This window comes from Nocardioides panacisoli (genome assembly GCF_039537325.1).
In the GTDB taxonomy this organism is placed as follows: Bacteria; Actinomycetota; Actinomycetes; order Propionibacteriales; family Nocardioidaceae; genus Nocardioides; species Nocardioides panacisoli.
In genome coordinates this window covers 76,001-91,034 of the sequence record NZ_BAABAH010000015.1, presented here as the reverse complement: position 1 = coordinate 91,034, position 15,034 = coordinate 76,001, and the positions used below count along the sequence as shown (strand labels likewise).

15 protein-coding genes are annotated in these 15,034 nt (G+C 73.4%); 7 read left to right on the top strand and 8 right to left on the bottom strand.

Annotated elements, in window-relative coordinates:
• Nucleotides 1-4: 4 nt before the first annotated feature.
• Nucleotides 5-1,390, top strand: a complete 1,386-nt coding sequence (locus ABD709_RS17690) for a vWA domain-containing protein (RefSeq protein WP_344777862.1) — start codon at nt 5-7, stop codon at nt 1,388-1,390.
• Here the strand turns inward: ABD709_RS17690 and ABD709_RS17685 are convergent.
• From ABD709_RS17685 to ABD709_RS17665, 5 genes are all read right to left on the bottom strand, one after another.
• Complete coding sequence (locus tag ABD709_RS17685; protein WP_344777860.1) at nt 1,387-2,658, bottom strand: hypothetical protein; 1,272 nt, start codon at nt 2,656-2,658, stop codon at nt 1,387-1,389. The genes ABD709_RS17690 and ABD709_RS17685 overlap by 4 nt on opposite strands.
• Nucleotides 2,655-3,584, bottom strand: coding sequence for a hypothetical protein (locus ABD709_RS17680; protein WP_344777858.1), 930 nt, complete (start codon nt 3,582-3,584; stop codon nt 2,655-2,657). Before ABD709_RS17680 ends, ABD709_RS17685 begins: the two co-directional genes overlap by 4 nt.
• Before the next feature lie 8 nt (nt 3,585-3,592).
• On the bottom strand, nt 3,593-3,958 hold the full coding sequence (locus tag ABD709_RS17675; protein ID WP_344777856.1) for a putative T7SS-secreted protein: 366 nt from the start codon (nt 3,956-3,958) through the stop codon (nt 3,593-3,595).
• Between the two features lie 76 nt (nt 3,959-4,034).
• The gene (locus tag ABD709_RS17670) at nt 4,035-5,213 is read right to left on the bottom strand and encodes a pyridoxal phosphate-dependent aminotransferase (protein WP_344777854.1); all 1,179 of its coding nucleotides are present in this window, start codon (nt 5,211-5,213) and stop codon (nt 4,035-4,037) included.
• A complete protein-coding gene (locus ABD709_RS17665; protein WP_344777852.1) occupies nt 5,210-6,706 on the bottom strand; it encodes an FAD-binding protein in 1,497 nt (498 codons plus the stop codon). Before ABD709_RS17665 ends, ABD709_RS17670 begins: the two co-directional genes overlap by 4 nt.
• A 73-nt stretch (nt 6,707-6,779) precedes the next feature.
• On the opposite strand from ABD709_RS17665, the gene ABD709_RS17660 reads away from it, so the two are divergent.
• A complete protein-coding gene (locus tag ABD709_RS17660; protein ID WP_344777850.1) occupies nt 6,780-8,285 on the top strand; it encodes a potassium/proton antiporter in 1,506 nt (501 codons plus the stop codon).
• On the opposite strand, the gene ABD709_RS17655 is transcribed toward ABD709_RS17660, so the two are convergent.
• From ABD709_RS17655 to ABD709_RS17645, 3 genes are read right to left on the bottom strand one after another with little or no spacing between them, the layout of a single operon-like run.
• Nucleotides 8,261-8,764, bottom strand: a complete 504-nt coding sequence (locus ABD709_RS17655; RefSeq protein ID WP_344777848.1) for a LytR C-terminal domain-containing protein — start codon at nt 8,762-8,764, stop codon at nt 8,261-8,263. The two genes, ABD709_RS17660 and ABD709_RS17655, sit on opposite strands and share 25 nt — an antisense overlap.
• Before the next feature lie 30 nt (nt 8,765-8,794).
• The gene (locus ABD709_RS17650; protein WP_344777846.1) at nt 8,795-9,091 is read right to left on the bottom strand and encodes a type II toxin-antitoxin system VapB family antitoxin; all 297 of its coding nucleotides are present in this window, start codon (nt 9,089-9,091) and stop codon (nt 8,795-8,797) included.
• 23 nt (nt 9,092-9,114) lie between these two features.
• Nucleotides 9,115-9,279 (bottom strand): hypothetical protein, encoded by a 165-nt coding sequence (locus ABD709_RS17645; protein ID WP_344777844.1) that lies wholly within the window; start codon nt 9,277-9,279, stop codon nt 9,115-9,117.
• A gap of 160 nt (nt 9,280-9,439) precedes the next feature.
• Between ABD709_RS17645 and ABD709_RS17640 the strand changes: the two genes are divergently transcribed.
• From ABD709_RS17640 to ABD709_RS17620, 5 genes are read left to right on the top strand one after another with little or no spacing between them, the layout of a single operon-like run.
• Nucleotides 9,440-10,240, top strand: coding sequence for an esterase/lipase family protein (locus tag ABD709_RS17640; protein WP_344777842.1), 801 nt, complete (start codon nt 9,440-9,442; stop codon nt 10,238-10,240).
• On the top strand, nt 10,237-11,007 hold the full coding sequence (locus tag ABD709_RS17635; protein ID WP_344777840.1) for a lysophospholipid acyltransferase family protein: 771 nt from the start codon (nt 10,237-10,239) through the stop codon (nt 11,005-11,007). The genes ABD709_RS17640 and ABD709_RS17635 overlap by 4 nt, the downstream gene beginning before the upstream one ends.
• Nucleotides 11,004-12,632, top strand: coding sequence for an AMP-binding protein (locus tag ABD709_RS17630; RefSeq protein ID WP_344777838.1), 1,629 nt, complete (start codon nt 11,004-11,006; stop codon nt 12,630-12,632). Before ABD709_RS17635 ends, ABD709_RS17630 begins: the two co-directional genes overlap by 4 nt.
• A complete protein-coding gene (locus ABD709_RS17625) occupies nt 12,629-14,059 on the top strand; it encodes a wax ester/triacylglycerol synthase family O-acyltransferase (protein WP_344777835.1) in 1,431 nt (476 codons plus the stop codon). Before ABD709_RS17630 ends, ABD709_RS17625 begins: the two co-directional genes overlap by 4 nt.
• The gene (locus ABD709_RS17620) at nt 14,056-14,994 is read left to right on the top strand and encodes an alpha/beta fold hydrolase (RefSeq protein WP_344777833.1); all 939 of its coding nucleotides are present in this window, start codon (nt 14,056-14,058) and stop codon (nt 14,992-14,994) included. The genes ABD709_RS17625 and ABD709_RS17620 overlap by 4 nt, the downstream gene beginning before the upstream one ends.
• Nucleotides 14,995-15,034 lie beyond the last annotated feature (40 nt).

The following is a 15,034-nucleotide window of genomic DNA, read 5'->3' as shown; positions in this document are numbered from 1 at the left end:
CCCGATGAGCTCCGGCCTGCTCGACCGGCACCTCGGCTTCGTCGAGGCGCTGCGCGGCGCCGGGCTGTCCGTCTCGCTCGCCGAGGACCTCGACGCCGTGGCGGCGCTCGGCACCGTCGGCTGGGGCGATCGCGACCAGGTCCGCGCGGTGCTGGCGGCGACGATGGTGAAGAAGCAGGCGCAGCGCACGACGTTCGACACGCTCTTCGACGTCTACTACCCGGCGATGGTCGGCGAGGGCGTCGAGGGCCGCTCCGACGAGGCCGACGAAGCTCCCGCGACCTCGCGTGACAACGCCGCTGCGCTGGAGGCGTTCCGCCAGCAGCTCACCGAGGCACTCGAGGCCGGCGACGAGCAGCAGCTGCGGCGGATGGCCGCGGAGATGGTCGCCCGGTTCGGGGCGATGCCCGGCCGCGGGCCGGGCATGTCGTCGTGGTCGGCGTACACCGCTCTCCAGCGGGTGGCACCGCAGGACCTGGTCGACAAGGTCGTCAGCGGCCTGCTCGCCGAGGGCGACCTCGACGCCGCCGACGTACGGCGGACCGTCGACCGCCGGGTCGGCGCGTTCACCGGGATGGTCGAGAACGACGCCCGTCGCCGGATCGCCGAGGAGAAGGGACCCGACCACGTCGCGGACGTGACCGTGCGGCCGAGCATCGACCGCCTCGCGTTCATGGCTGCGCGCCGCTCCGACCTCGACGAGATGCGGCGCGAGATCTACCCGCTCGCCCGGCGGCTCGCGACCCGGCTCACCAAGGAGCACCACGCGAAGCGGCGCGGGCCGCTCGACTTCCGGCGGACGGTCCGTGCGTCCGTCGCGACCGGCGGCGTGCCGCTGTCGACCTACCACCGGCCGAAGCGCGCGCACCGCAGCGACCTTGTCGTGCTCTGCGACGTGAGCGGGTCGGTCGCCAACTTCGCCTCGTTCACGCTGCTGTTCATGTTCGCGCTGCGCGAGGTGTTCCAGAGCATGCGCGCGTTCACCTTCATCGACCACGTGCACGAGGTGACCGGGCACTTCCGCCCGGGCGCCGACCCGGTCGACGTGCTCACCGACCTGGCCGCCGCGACCAGCCACGCGGCGCTGTGGGGCCGCACCGACTACGGCCGCGCGTTCACGAAGTTCGAGGAGTCGTTCGCCGACGCCCTCGGCCCCCGCACCACGCTGCTGATCCTCGGCGACGCCCGGTCCAACTACACCGACCTGTCCGAGGACGTGCTGAAGCGGCTGGCCGGGTCGGTGCGCCGGTCCTTCTGGCTGAACCCCGAGCACGAGCGCAACTGGGGCACCGGTGACTCCGCCGCGCCGACCTACGGGCAGGTGGTCCCGATGGTCGAGTGTCGCAACCTCACCCAGCTCAGCGACTTCGTGCACGACCTCGCGCTCTAGCTCGCGAGGTAGCCGAGCTCCCTGATCCGGTCGAGCTCGGCCCGCAGGTCGGGATGCTCGGACCGGTCGGCCGCGCGACCGCCGGCGACGTACGGCCCGACGCCGTCGGCGCCCAGCGCCGCCGCGTCGAAGACCACGGTCACCCGGTTGGCGGAGCCGGCGTTGACGAGCGAGCCGAACAGCGCGACCGGGTCCGAGCGGTCCTCGAGGGACAGGACCCGCACCTCGGCGGGCACGCGCGGGACCTGGGCCGCCGGCGAGCTCACGGTGACGACCTGGTCGACGACGACGCCGCCGAGGTCGCGCCCGGTCAGCGCGACGGCAGCCGCGCCGCCGACTCCGGCGCCGACGACCATCACGTGGGTGCCGGCGCCGAGTCCGGCGAGTACCGTGGCGATGTCGTCGACGTACGTCGAGAGGTCGCCGGACACGAGGCGCAGCTGCCCGGGCGCGGGCACGCCGGCGGGACACGTGAGGTAGACGATGTGGCGGCCGTCGGCCAGCCGCTGCACCCGGAGCGGGTCGGTGGTGGCGGCGAGTCCGGCCATCAGTGCGCCGAGGCCCTCGGGGGCGCCGTCCTCGGTCAGCGCCACCGGGAGCTCCTCGTCCTCGGAGCCGTCGTCGGTCGCGACCGCGGTGTCCCTCAGCGCCGCGCCGAACGACGTCTCGACCGCGGGCACGCCCGCCGCTCGCAGCCCGCCCGCGCGGGCCTGGCGACCGGAGTCGCCGGAGAGCACGCCGGCGGTGAGCAGCGCCCGCATCTGCAGGCTGTCGACCAGGCCGCCGCCGGTGGTGACGTGGTCGAGGAGGTCGGGGTTCGACTCGGCCAGCTCCGCGAGGTAGGCGGCGACGCCGTCCCGGTCGAGCGCGTCGGTCTCGATCAGGCCCGCGGACACGATCGCGCCGCCCAGCTCCACCTGCGGCGCGAGGTAGCCGATCGCCTTGCCGGCGATGCTGCCGAGGGTCTCGTACGCCGCGGCGCGCAGCTCCTCGATCCACCGGTAGGTCAGCACCGTCGCCCGCAGGACGAGTGCGTCCGCGTCGAGCTCGATCGACCGGCTGAGGAGTCCGTGCCGCCCCGAGATCGCGGCACGGATCTCCTCCTCGGCCTCGCCCCAGGTCTGCGGGCTGAGCGGCGCCGACTCGTTGACGGCCGGGTCGGCCAGCACGTCGCCGCCTAGCTTGGCCCAGGCACGCATCTGCGCCCCGGCGTCGTCGAACAGTTCGGCGAGCCGCAGCATCTCCTCCAGCGTCGCCTGGTCGGTCATGCCTGCACCTCCGCCAGCAGCGGGGCGAGCACGACGGCCAGTGCCGACGGCTCTGCCCGCGAGACCTCGACGCGCAGCCCGCTCCGGGCCCGGTGCGGTCGCAGCGCGTGCCAGCCGTCGGCGAGCAGCGTCCACGAGACGACGCCGACCGCGGCCGGCACCCGCTCCACGGGCACGTCGGCGACCATCGCGCGCAGCCGGCCGCGGGCCTCGGTGCTGAGGGCGGTGATGACCCGGGTGACCTCGTCGTCGGGGAGCGCGCGGCCGTCGGCACCGCGCACGTCGCCGGAGTGGCGGCCGGCGAGGACCGGCAGCAGGTCGTTGCGGTTCGTGCGGATCGCCTCGGCGCCGGCGTCGGCGAGCTCGAAGGGCAGGTCGACGTACGCCGGGACGGCCGAGTCGTCGAGCGTGAGCTCCTCGGAGATCGCGGCGACCCGGGCGAGCTCGGCGGGCCAGGCCTCGGTCCCGAACCAGGCGAGCTCGAAGACGATGCCGTCGACGGTCGCGAGCGAGGCGACGGCGCCGTCGGCCTGGCGGTACCACGCCTTGGCCTGCACGTCCCCGAACGCGATGTCGATGTCGAGCGCCAGCCGTGGCGTGGCCAGCAGTCCCACGGCGCCCGCGATGTTCGCGTCGAGGACGCCGTCGGACACCAGGCCCCGGCGGTAGAGCGCGGCGACCGGGTTGGGCAGGCCGTCGACGACGGCGCGGTAGGCCTGGTCCGCGGTGGTGGTGCGGGACTGTCCCAACCGGCTCTCGAGGCCGCCCGACTCGGCCGGGGCTGCGACCTCGAACGGCAGCGGTGCTCCGCCGGCGAGCTCGGCGACCACGCCCAGCTCGGAGAGGGTCAGGCCGATCCGGCGCGGCGCGGCGTCCAGGGCGCTCGTCACCACCGGCGGGGCGGGGGTCAGGTCGATGGTCGGCACGTGTCTCCTCAGCGACCCGGCAGCTCGGCGGACAGCCAGTCCTTGTGCCCCGGCGCCGGCGGCACGAAGCCGTCCCGGGCCTCGGCACCGGCGGACGCGGCGCGGCGCTCGGCCTCGGAGATCTGCTCCTTGGCCTCGTCCACGGCAGCCGCATGGCGGTCGAGGGCGTCCGCGCCGCGGTCGTGCCGGTCGGCGGCACCCCACAGGTGCGTCGCTCGATCGGCGACCCGGACCTGCATCGCGTCGGCGGCCCGTCCGGTCCAGCCGAGCGCCTCGGTGCGGGCCACCAGCTGGTCCGCCAGCGCGCGCACGTCGGCGGCCTGGTCGCGGAGCTGGTCCACCCGCTTCCGGATGACGTCGCTGTCGCCGTACACGCTCGATGCCCTCCTCGGCCCGATCCGACAGGTCATCAGGTCGGGTTCCCTGGGAGCGGGGCGCTAAACGTCCGGGCTACAGATACTTACCCAGTCGCGCGAGGGCCTCCTCGATCTCGGCGGCGGTGCCGGCGAAGCTGAACCGCAGGTAGCGCCGGCCGTCGACGGTGTCGAAGTCGATGCCGCTCGCGACGGCCACGCCGGTCGCGGCGAGCAGGTCGCGGGCGAAGGCCATCGAGTCGTCGGTCAGGTGGCCCACGTCGGCGTACGCGTAGAACGCGCCGTCGGCCGGCGCCAGCCCGGTGATGCCGAGCTCGGTCAGCCCGTCGAGCAGGATCGCGCGGTTGTGGGCATAGCGCTGCACGTGGCCGTCGAGCTCGGCGTACGCCGCGTCGTCGAACGCCGCGAGCGCCGCGCGCTGTGCCAGGACGGGCGGGCAGATGCTGAAGTTCCCCGTCAGTACGTCGACCGCGCGCACCAGCCGCTTCGGTGCGAGCATCCAGCCGAGCCGCCAGCCGGTCATCGAGAAGTACTTGGAGAACGACCCGAACACGATCGCCTCGCGGCTGGTCTCCCAGGCGCTGCGAGCCATGCGCGGGTCGCCGTACTCGATGCCGTGGTAGATCTCGTCGGAGATCAGCTGCACGCCGGTGTCCTCGCAGAACCTGGCCAGCCCCGCCAGCTCGGAGGGCAGCAGCATGGTGCCGGTCGGGTTCGCGGGGCTCGCCACGATGAGGCCCTTGAGGCCGCCCGGTCCGGCCGCCTCGTGCGCGGCCGCGACCTCGTCGACGGTCGGCTGGAACCGGTTGGCCGGCCCGGTGGGGATCTCGACCACCTCGCAGCCGAGCGCGGCCAGGACGTTGCGGTAGCAGGGATAGCCGGGCCGTCCGATCGCGACCTTGTCCCCGACCTCGAACGCCGCGAGGAACGCCAGCAGGAACCCGCCGCTGGAGCCGGTGGTGACGACCACGTCCTCGGCCGATACGTCCACGCCGTGCGCGCGGCGGTGGTGGTCGGCGATGGCCGCACGGAGCTCCACGATGCCGGTTGCCGGCGTGTACCCGAGCGGGTCGCCGGAGCCGAGCAGCCGGATCGCCTCCGCGTTGACCGGCCCGGGAGCGCCGCTGCTGGGCTGGCCCGCGAGCAGGTTGACCACGTCCCCGTGCGTCCGCTGCCGCTCGGCCGAGAGCGCGAGCAGGTCCATCACGTGGAACGGTGGGACGTTGGCGCGCTGGGCGGCGGCGAAGCGGTTCACCTCGACATTGTCGCGCCCGACGCCACCTTCGCCGCGTGGGCTCCAGCCCGCCTGCCGAAGTAGGAGCCCTCGCCCAGCTGGGTGCCGGAGCAGTAGCCCGCACCGTCCTGGGCGATGTTCGAGGCGCACGCGCCGACGGCGTACAGTCCGCGCACGACCGAGCCGTCGCCGCGCAGCGCCTCGCCGTCGACGGAGGTACGGATGCCGCCGATCGTGAACCCGGCGTAGAGCGCGACGCCGAGGGAGAGGTCGAGGACGGCCCACGGTCCCTGGTCCTGCGGCTCGAGCCAGTCCGGGTGCTTGTGGAAGTCGGGGTCCTCGCCGCGGGCGGCGTGCTCGTTGTAGCGGTCGATCGTCGCCCGCAGGGTCGCGACCGGGATCCCCAGTCCCTCGGCCATCTCCTCGACGGTCTCGTAGCCGTCCTTCAGCGGGACCAGCGGCATGTGGTCCTCGCCGAGGTGCTCGCTGTCGACGATGAGGTACGCGACCGAGTCGGGCTGCTTCAGCACGTAGTAGGAGGTCCGCGCGTGGTAGCTGTCCTCGGCGACGAACCGCTCGCCGTGCTTGTTGACGATCAGCCCCTTCACGCGTGAGGACGGGGGGTAGAACGGCGCCGTGATGAACGGCTCCTCCATGTGCTCGAGGGCCGCGCCGGCCGACTCGCCGAGCCGGATGCCGAGCCCGTCGTCGTACGTCGACCCGAGCGTGAAGAGCTTGGAGCCGAGCGCGGGGGTGTACCTCGCGACCATGTCGGGATTCATCACGAAGCCGCCGGCGGCGAGCACGACGGCGCCGGCGCGGACGACGCCGGTCTCGTCGAACGACTTCCAGCCGACGCCGACCACGTCGCCGTCGCCGTCGACGACGAGCTGTGCGGCGCCGGTCTCGAAGCGGACCTCGACGCCGGCCTCCTCGACCCGCTCGCGGAGCAGGTCCATGACGATCCGCGTGCCCTCGGTGTCACCGGGCACCGGCACCTTGTGGCCGCGGGGAGCCGGTGCCACCTGGTCCCGGTAGGGGAAGACCTTCTCGTTGCCGGTGAACATCAGCCCCTCGGTACCGGGCTGGATCACGGCCTTGCCGGGGAAGTAGGACCGCTCGAACTCGAAGCCCAGCGCCTCCAGCCAGTCGAAGTGCTCGACCGACGCCTCGCAGTAGGCGCGGATCTTCCTCTCGTCGGGATCCTTGGTGCTCGCCATCAGGTAGGCCGCCATCGCCTCGGCCGTGTCCTCGTGGCCGGTGGCGCGCTGCACGGCGGTTCCGCCGCCGAGGTAGAAGTGCCCGCCGGACATCGACGACGTACCGCCGTGGACCGCGGCACGCTCGAGCAGGAGCACCCGGCCCCCGTCGCCGAGCGACCGCGCGGCCTCGAGCGCTGCGCAGCCACCGGCGATGCCGAAGCCGACCACGACGACGTCGTAGGACGGCGCGTCGTCGGGCACCTCGGTCGCCGGGATCGTCTCCGGGATGGTCAGGCCGGGTGGTGTGCTCACGAGCCAATGCTAGAACACGTTCTAGTCGGGCGGGCCGATAGACTGCGGACCCGCGCCCCGACGACCAGCCGAGGTGACTGTGAGCTTCGACGTCCACCAGCTCGACACGTTCGTGCTGGTGGGGTCCGCCGTCACGCTGCTCGCGGTGCTCGCGGTGCGGCTCTCCTCGCGCGTGGGGCTCCCCAGCCTGTTGATCTACCTGCTGATCGGCGTGCTCCTCGGCGAGTCCGTGATCGGCATCCAGTTCGACGACGCCGAGGTGGCCCACGCGATCGGCTTCGGGGCGCTGGCGATCATCCTGGCCGAGGGTGGTCTCACCACGAGCTGGCGCGAGATGCGCCAGTCGGTCCGGCTCGGCCTGTCGCTCGCGACGATCGGCGTCGCACTGTCGGTCGGGATCGTCGCGGTCGCCGGCCACCTGCTGCTCGGGCTGCCGTGGTCGGCGGCGGTGCTGCTCGGAGCGGTCACCTCGCCGACCGATGCGGCGGCCGTCTTCTCGGTGCTGCGCGTGGTGCCGCTGCCGAAGCGGATCACCGGCACGCTGGAGGCCGAGTCGGGGCTCAACGACGCACCGACCGTCGTCCTGGTGACGCTGGTGTCCTCCGGCGCGGCCGCCGACCACGGCGTCCTCGCCACCGGGGGCATCGTGGCCTACGAGCTGGTCGCGGGCGTGCTGGTGGGGCTCGCCGTCGGATTCGCCGGCGCCTGGGTGATGCGGCGTGCCGCGCTGCCGGCCTCCGGCCTCTACCCGATCGCTGTGCTCGCGCTCGCGCTGCTCGGGTACGGCGGCGCCGCCGCGCTGCACGCGAGCGGGTTCGCGGCGGTCTACATCGCCGCGCTCGTGCTCGGCAACAGCGACCTGCCGCACCGTGCGACGAGCCGGTCGTTCGCGGAGGGCCTGGCGTGGATGGCGCAGATCGGGCTGTTCGTCATGCTCGGCCTGCTGCTGTCACCGGGTCGGATCGGCTGGGGCACCGTGGCCTCGGCCCTGGTCGCCGCGGTCGTCCTGACGGCGATCGCGCGACCGGTCTCCGTCGCGGTCAGCGCCCTGGTGCAGCGGCTCCCGTGGCAGGAGCTGGCGTTCGTGTCGTGGGCCGGCCTGCGCGGTGCGGTGCCGATCGTGCTCGCGACGATCCCGCTGGCCGAGGACGTCCCCGACGCGACCCGGCTCTTCGACATCGTGTTCGTCCTGGTCGTGATCGACACCGTGCTGACCGGTCCGACGCTGCCGCTGGTGGCGAAGTGGCTCCGGGTCGCCCGCCGGTCGGAGCCGCGCGGGATCGACATGGAGATCGCGCCGCTGGAGCGGCTCGGCGCGGACCTGCTGCAGGTGACGATCAGCCCGCGGTCGCGGCTGCACGGCGTCGAGGTGGGTGAGCTCCGGCTGCCCCAGGGCGCCTCGGTGTCGATGGTCGTCCGCGAGGGCCAGGCCATCGTCCCGGAGCAGCGGACCGTGCTGCGCACCGGGGACGACCTGCTCGTCGTCACCCCGCGCAAGCTCCGCGAGGCGACCGAGGAGCGGCTGCGCCGGGTCAGCGCGGGCGGCCGCCTCGCTCAGTGGCTGGGGGAGCAGACGTAGGTGTCGTCGTCGACGGCCTCGTCCGCCGCGCCCTTGAGGACACCGGTGAAGTCGTCGTTGACGACGACCGTGATCCCGGGCTTGGAGCTGTCCTGGTCGACGATGGGAACCCGCTTGCCGAGGTAGGACGCGACCAGCCGGGCCGCCGGCGCGTTCGGGTCGGGCGCCCAGACCTGGGCCGGGACGCGGATGCGGTCGGTGTCGCCGATCTCGCCCTTGCCGAAGCCCATCCGCACCAGGTGGCTCATCGTGTCGCTCGCCAGGCCCGACCGGTCGCCGGCGTTGAGCACGCTCACGAGCACGTCGCCGGGGACGATCTTGTCGCCGGCCGCGAACAGGGTGTCGTTGCACGCGGGGTCGGAGGCCTTGTCCGGGAACGGCTCGGTGACCTTCCCCCACGCCCAGGCGAGCCCAGCCACGAAGATCACGGCGAGCACGAGGAGCGTGGCGGCGGAGCGGGCGCTGCGGGTCATGTCCATGGCGCCGCCGAGCCTAAGCCATGCCCGGGATCAGCCGTCGATGCGCACGACCCGGGCGTGCAGCACGTTGCGCTGCTGCAGGGCGGCGCGCAACGCGCGGTGCAGCCCGTCCTCGAGGTAGTACTCGCCCCGCCACAGCACCACGTGGGCGAACAGGTCGCCGAAGAACGTCGAGTCCTCGTCGAGCAGCGCCGCGAGCTGCAGGGTGTCCTTGGTCGTGACCAGCTCGTCGAGGCGCACCTGGCGCGGCGGGACCGCGGCCCACGCCTTCGCCGTGAGGCCGTGCTCGGGGTAGGGGCGCCCGTCGCCGACCCGCTTGAAGATCACGGGCCGGAGTGTAGTTGCGCGGTTCAGGCCGTCCAGCGCACGGCGTCGTCGACGAAGTCGGCGAGGGCGTGCACGCCGCGGAGGTCGGCGCGCTCCTCCATCAGTCGGGTGAGGCCCTGCGCGTGGCGGGTGCGGAGCGCGGCGCGGCGCTCGAGGCGCCGGTCGATGTCGTCGGGGTTCTGGTCCATGGCTCCACTGTCTGCGACCGACGTCGCGCACAGGTTGACCGCCGGTTACGCCTCGGTGACCGAGCCCGTGATTGCGGTTACATCCGCGCTCGAGCGCTGGCATCCCGGGCGCGGGCCGCGCATACTCGGTGAAAAGTAGAACGTGTTCTAGGGAGTTCCCGTGTACGACTTCGAGGCCGAACGAGAGGGCCAGGCCGGCCCGTCGCCGGTGGGCGCGCCAGCGCGAGCACTGCTCTACCTCGAGCTGCCGCGCTGGATCGGCGAGTACGCCGCCTCGCGCACCCTCGACCTGGTCACGCCTGCGCGCGACGTCGGAGGCGGCCGGCCGGTCCTGGTGCTGCCGGGGTTCTCCGCGAACGACGCGATGACGGGCCGGCTCCGCGGTCACCTGCGGCGGCACGGCTTCCGGGTCCACGGGTGGAAGCTCGGCCGCAACCACGGCCTCACCGACCGCCTGGTCGACGGTGTCGAGGACCGGTTCACCGCTGTCGCGGCGCAGTACGACGAGCCGGTCAGCATCGTCGGCTGGAGCTTCGGCGGGCTGCTGGCCCGCTGGCTGGCGCACGAGCACGCGGACGGCGTACGCCAGATCGTGTGCCTCGGATCGCCCTGGCGCGCCGAGGGCGAGCGCACGCGGGCGACGGCGATGTTCGAGCGGTCCCGCGAGCGGCACGGCATCTCCGAGCGCGCCCGCGAGATCGTCGAGACCGCGCGCGGCCCGGTACCGGTGCCGACGACGGCGATCTGGTCGAGGACCGACGGGATCGTGCCGTGGAAGGGCTGCCGCGTCGACGACGCGACCGACCCGGCGCCGGCCGAGAACGTCGAGGTGCTCAGCTCGCACGTCGGCATGGTCGCCAACCCGCTGGTGCTCGCGACCGTGGTCGACCGGCTGGCGCAGGACCCCGCGCACTGGCGGCCGTTCAGCTGGAAGGGCCTGATCCCGGGGGTGGCCTCATGAGTGCGCTCGAGGACCGCGACCCCGGCTACATCGCGACGGTGCTGCCCTTCCTCAAGCTCGCGATGAAGGGGTACTTCCGCTCCGAGGTGCGGGGCATGGAGCGGGTGCCCGAAGGCGGCGCGCTGATCGTCGGCAACCACTCCGGCGGGCTGATGGCGATGGACGTGCCGATCATCGCGGTCGCGTTCGCCGACACCTTCGGTGCGGACCGGCCGCTCTACTGCCTCGCCCACGACATGCTCTTCACCGGCGTCGCCGGGCCGTTCTTCCGCAAGTTCGGGTTCGTGCCGGCTCACCGCGGCAAGGCGCTCGAGGTCCTGCGGTCCGGGGCGGTGACGATCGTGTTCCCGGGCGGCGACTACGACACCTTCCGGCCGACCCTCAAGGCGAACGTCATCGACTTCAACGGCCGCACCGGCTACGTCAGCACGGCGCTCGAGGCGGGCGTGCCGATCGTGCCGGTGGTCAGCATCGGGGGGCAGGAGGCGCAGTTCCACCTGACCCGCGGGCAGTTCCTGGGCCGGCTCTCGCCGCTGCGCAAGCTGATGCGCAGCGACCTCCTCCCGCTCACCATCGGCTTCCCGTTCGGACTGACGGCCGCGGGCGTGCCGAACCTGCCGCTCCCCACCAAGATCGTGACCCAGGTGCTCGACCCGATCGACCCGGCCGGCATGGAGGTCGCCGAGGCCGACGCTCTGGTCCGGGCCCGGATGCAGGCCGCGCTCGACGACCTGGCGCGCAAGCGGAAGATCCCGGTGCTCGGATGAGCTGGCTGACCAGCCTCCGCCTGCAGCTCTGGGCGTTCCGCCAGCTGGTGTCGAGCGGGATGCTCACCCTGCTGCGCCCGGACAAGTACGTCGGCATGGCCCGCGTGGTGCGGCGCTACGGCACCAGCGCCACCACGGGCTTCGCCCTGGCTGCGGTACGCCGACCGGACGGCACGGCGATCGTCGACGAGCGTGGCTCGATCACCTGGGCGGGGCTGCAGCAGACCTCGGCGGCACTCGCCGTCGGCCTCGCCGACCTGCCCGGCCCGCCGATCACCTCGGTCGCGGTGCTCGCCCGGAACCACCGCGGCCTCATCCAGGCGCTGATCGCGAGCGCCCGGCTCGGCGTACCGACCCTGCTGCTGAACACCGGCTTCTCCGGCCCGCAGCTCGCCGAGGTGATGGAGCGCGAGGGCGCCGACCTGGTGCTCTACGACGAGGAGTTCGCCGGCCTGCTCGACGACGTGCGGGCGCGGGTCCCGGGCCTGCGCGAGGTCGTGGCGTGGACGGACACCGGCGTCCCCGGCACGACGACCGTCGACGGGCTGATCGCCCAGTACCGCGGCCAGGAGCCGCCTCCGCCGACCGGACCGGGCCGTGTGGTGCTGCTGACCTCCGGGACGACCGGTACGCCCAAGGGCGCGCGGCGCAGCGGCGGCGGGACCCCCGAGCTCGCCGCGATGCTCGAGCGGATCCCGTGGCGCGCCGAGGAGACCGTGGTCGTCGCCGCGCCGATCTTCCACGCCTGGGGCTTCGGCCAGGCGGTGGTCGCGGCGACGATGACCTGCACGATCGTGATGCGCCGCCGGTTCGACCCCGAGACGACGCTGCGCCTGGTCGACGAGCACCGCGCGACCGGGCTGGCCGTCGTGCCGGTCATGCTCGAGCGGATCGTGGACCTGCCCGAGGAGGTGCTCGCCCGCTACCCGCTGCGCAGCCTCCGGTTCGTCACCGCGAGCGGCTCGCGGATGCGCGGCGACGCCGTCCTCGCGTTCATGGACCGGTTCGGCGACGTGGTCCACAACAGCTACAACGCCACCGAGGCCGGTCAGATCAGCGTCGCCCGGCCCGCCGACCTGCGGGCCGCGCCGGACACGGCCGGGCGCCCGGTGACGGGCACCGACGTCGTCCTGCTCGACGACGACGGCCGGCCGGTGCCCACCGGCGAGGTCGGCCGGATCGCCGTCCGAGGGGCCTCGCCGTTCGACGGCTACACGCACGGCGGCAGCAAGGACTTCGTCGGCGAGCACATGGTCTCCGGCGACGTCGGCCGCTTCGACGAGGACGGCCGGCTCTACGTCGTCGGTCGTGACGACGACATGATCGTGTCCGGCGGCGAGAACGTGTACCCGATCGAGGTCGAGCGCACCATCGGCGAGATGCCGGAGGTCCGTGAGGTCGCCGTGGTCGGCGTACCGGACGACGCCTACGGACAGCGCCTCGCTGCGTACGTCGTCCGAGCGCCCGGCGCGGACCTCGGCGTGGACGCCGTGCGCACCCGGGTACGCGACCAGCTCGCCGGCTACAAGGTCCCGCGGGACGTGGTGTTCCTCGAGGAGCTGCCGCGCAACGCCGCGGGCAAGGTGGTCGCGCGCGAGCTCCCGGCTGCGGGGAGCTCGCGATGACGCGCCGTACCGAGGCCCCCCGGATGAGCGGCGGCGACGCGAGCTTCCTCTACCTCGAGACGCCGTCCGTGCACATGCACACGCTCAAGATCGCGGTGGTCGAGCCCAACCCGGACATGACCTTCGACAACCTGGTCGCCGGCACGGTCGCGCGGCTGCGCCAGATGCCGGCGCTGCGGCGGCGGGTGGTGCCGGTGCCGTTCCGGCTCAACCACCCCGTGGTGGTCACCCAGCGGCGGATCGATCCAGCGCGGCACTTCTTCCGTCACGACCTCGGTGGGGACGCGACCTTCCGTGACGCCGAGGTCGAGATCGGACGGATTGCCGGTACGCCGCTGGACCGCGACGTCCCGCTGTGGCAGATCCACATTCTCGAGGGACTCGCGGACGGCCGGGTGGTGATCGTCGGCAAGATCCACCACTCGCTCGCGGACGGCAACGCGGCCAACGCGATGCTCGGCAACCTGACCGACCTCCGCCCGGCCGACGGCTCGGCCGGCCGCTGGGAGGACCCCGCCGGCACGACCGCGCTGCCGTCCCGCGCCCGGCTCGTCGTCGAGGCGCTCCGCGACGCGATCCTGCAAGTCGGGCTGCTGCCGCGGTTGCTGCTCGCGACCGCGAGCGGGCTCACCTCGATGCTGCGCTACCGGCGCAGCACCACGACCGGCGTACCCCTCCCGGTCGCGCACGCGCCGCGGGTCTCCTTCAACGGGCCGCTGACGCCGCGCCGCTCGTTCGCGACGGTGACGCTGCCGCTCGAGGCTCTCAAGCAGGTGCGCCGGGAGCAGGACGTCACCCTCAACGACGTCGTGCTCGGGGTCGTCTCCGGCGCGCTGCGCCGCTGGATGGCCGAGCACGGCGAACGTCCCTCCGCATCGTTGACCGCCGGTGTGCCGGTGGGCCTCGACACCGGCGACGGCGGCCCGCGGCTGACCGGCAACGCGGTCTCCAACCTGTTCACCACGCTCGCGACCGACGTCGAGGATCCGGTCGAGCGGCTGCACCGGATCTCCCGGACGACGGCCCACGCCAAGGAGCTGAACCGTCGCCTCGGCAGCAGCATGCTCACCCAGTGGAGCCAGTTCGCCCCGCCGGCGCCGTTCTCGTTCGCAGTGCAGCTGTGGAGCCGCTACCGCCTCACGCGCTTCCATCCCTCCGCGTTCTCCGCGATCGTCTCGAACGTCCCGGGGCCGCGGCAGCGGATCAGCATCGGCGGGGCCCGCCTCTCCGACATCTTCAGCGTCGGCCCGCTCGTCGAGGGCATCGGCCTCAACGTCACCGTCTGGTCGTACGTCGACCGGATGAACTTCTCGCTGCTGGCCTGCCCGGACCTGCTGCCGGACGTCGACGTGCTGGCGTCCTACCTCCCCGCCGCCCTCGACGAGCTCCGCGGGCACGAGCCTGCCGAGCACCAGGAGACCGCATGACGTTCCGGAGGATCGGCCGCGTGGCCCTGCCGCTCGTGGTCCGGGGGGTCGCGCTGCTCGCCGGCCGCGGGCGGCCGATGCCGGACGTCGGGCCGGTCCCCGCCGGGACGGTGGTCGACCTGCCCGGACGTGGGAAGACCCACGTCGTCGACCTCCCGGGGCCCCGCCCCGACGCGCCAGTGATCCTGCTCCTGCACGGGATCGCGACCACGGGCAGCCTCACCTGGTTCTCGGTGATGGCCGAGCTGGCGCGGGACTACCGGGTGATCACCTACGACCAGCGCTGGCACGGGCGCGGGATCCCGTCGGAGACCTTCCTGCTCGACGACTGCGCCGACGACGGAGCCGCCGTCCTCGACGCCCTCGGAATCGATCGCGCCGTCGTGGTCGGCTACTCGATGGGCGGGGCGACCGCGCAGGTGCTGTGGCACCGGCACCCGGAGCGGGTCGCCGGGCTGGTGCTCTGCTCGACGGCTGCACGCTGGCAGGGCCACCTGGGGGAGCGGGCCTTCTACGCCGTGCTCTCGGGCGTCAACAAGCTGTTCCTGTCCGGCGTCCCCGACCGGGTGCGGCTGCACGCCGAGGACCTCCCCGAGCTGCCGCTGGACAGCCCGCACCTTGGGGCCTGGGCGCTGGCCGAGCTGCGCAGCACCAGCCCGTGGGTGCTGCCGCACGTGCTCTCCGAGCTGGGCCGCTTCGACGCGACGCCGTGGATCGGCGAGGTCGCCGTACCTACCGGGATGGTCATCACCGCCAGGGACCACGCGATCCCCACCGCCCGCCAGCGCCAGCTGGCCGAGCTGCTCCCGAACGGCTACGTCCGCGAGGCACCCGGCGGCCACGCCTCGCTCGTCTTCGACCGGGAGCGCTGGAAGCCGGTGTTCCTCGAGGTGGTCGGCGCCGTCGCCCGGGCCGCGGCTCAAGCCGCGGCCTGACAGGCGAGGGCTCTCGCGAGCCGCGGGGCTTCCGGCCGTG

What these genes read in the sequence shown, in the direction of transcription:
- ABD709_RS17645 (WP_344777844.1), bottom strand. Translation starts at nt 9,279, where the DNA reads ATGGACCAGAACCCCGACGACATCGACCGGCGCCTCGAGCGCCGCGCC.
- ABD709_RS17655 (WP_344777848.1), bottom strand. Translation starts at nt 8,764, where the DNA reads ATGGACATGACCCGCAGCGCCCGCTCCGCCGCCACGCTCCTCGTGCTC.
- ABD709_RS17625 (WP_344777835.1), top strand. Translation starts at nt 12,629, where the DNA reads ATGACGCGCCGTACCGAGGCCCCCCGGATGAGCGGCGGCGACGCGAGC.
- ABD709_RS17620 (WP_344777833.1), top strand. Translation starts at nt 14,056, where the DNA reads ATGACGTTCCGGAGGATCGGCCGCGTGGCCCTGCCGCTCGTGGTCCGG.
- ABD709_RS17630 (WP_344777838.1), top strand. Translation starts at nt 11,004, where the DNA reads ATGAGCTGGCTGACCAGCCTCCGCCTGCAGCTCTGGGCGTTCCGCCAG.
- ABD709_RS17690 (WP_344777862.1), top strand. Translation starts at nt 5, where the DNA reads ATGAGCTCCGGCCTGCTCGACCGGCACCTCGGCTTCGTCGAGGCGCTG.
- ABD709_RS17635 (WP_344777840.1), top strand. Translation starts at nt 10,237, where the DNA reads ATGAGTGCGCTCGAGGACCGCGACCCCGGCTACATCGCGACGGTGCTG.
- ABD709_RS17685 (WP_344777860.1), bottom strand. Translation starts at nt 2,658, where the DNA reads ATGACCGACCAGGCGACGCTGGAGGAGATGCTGCGGCTCGCCGAACTG.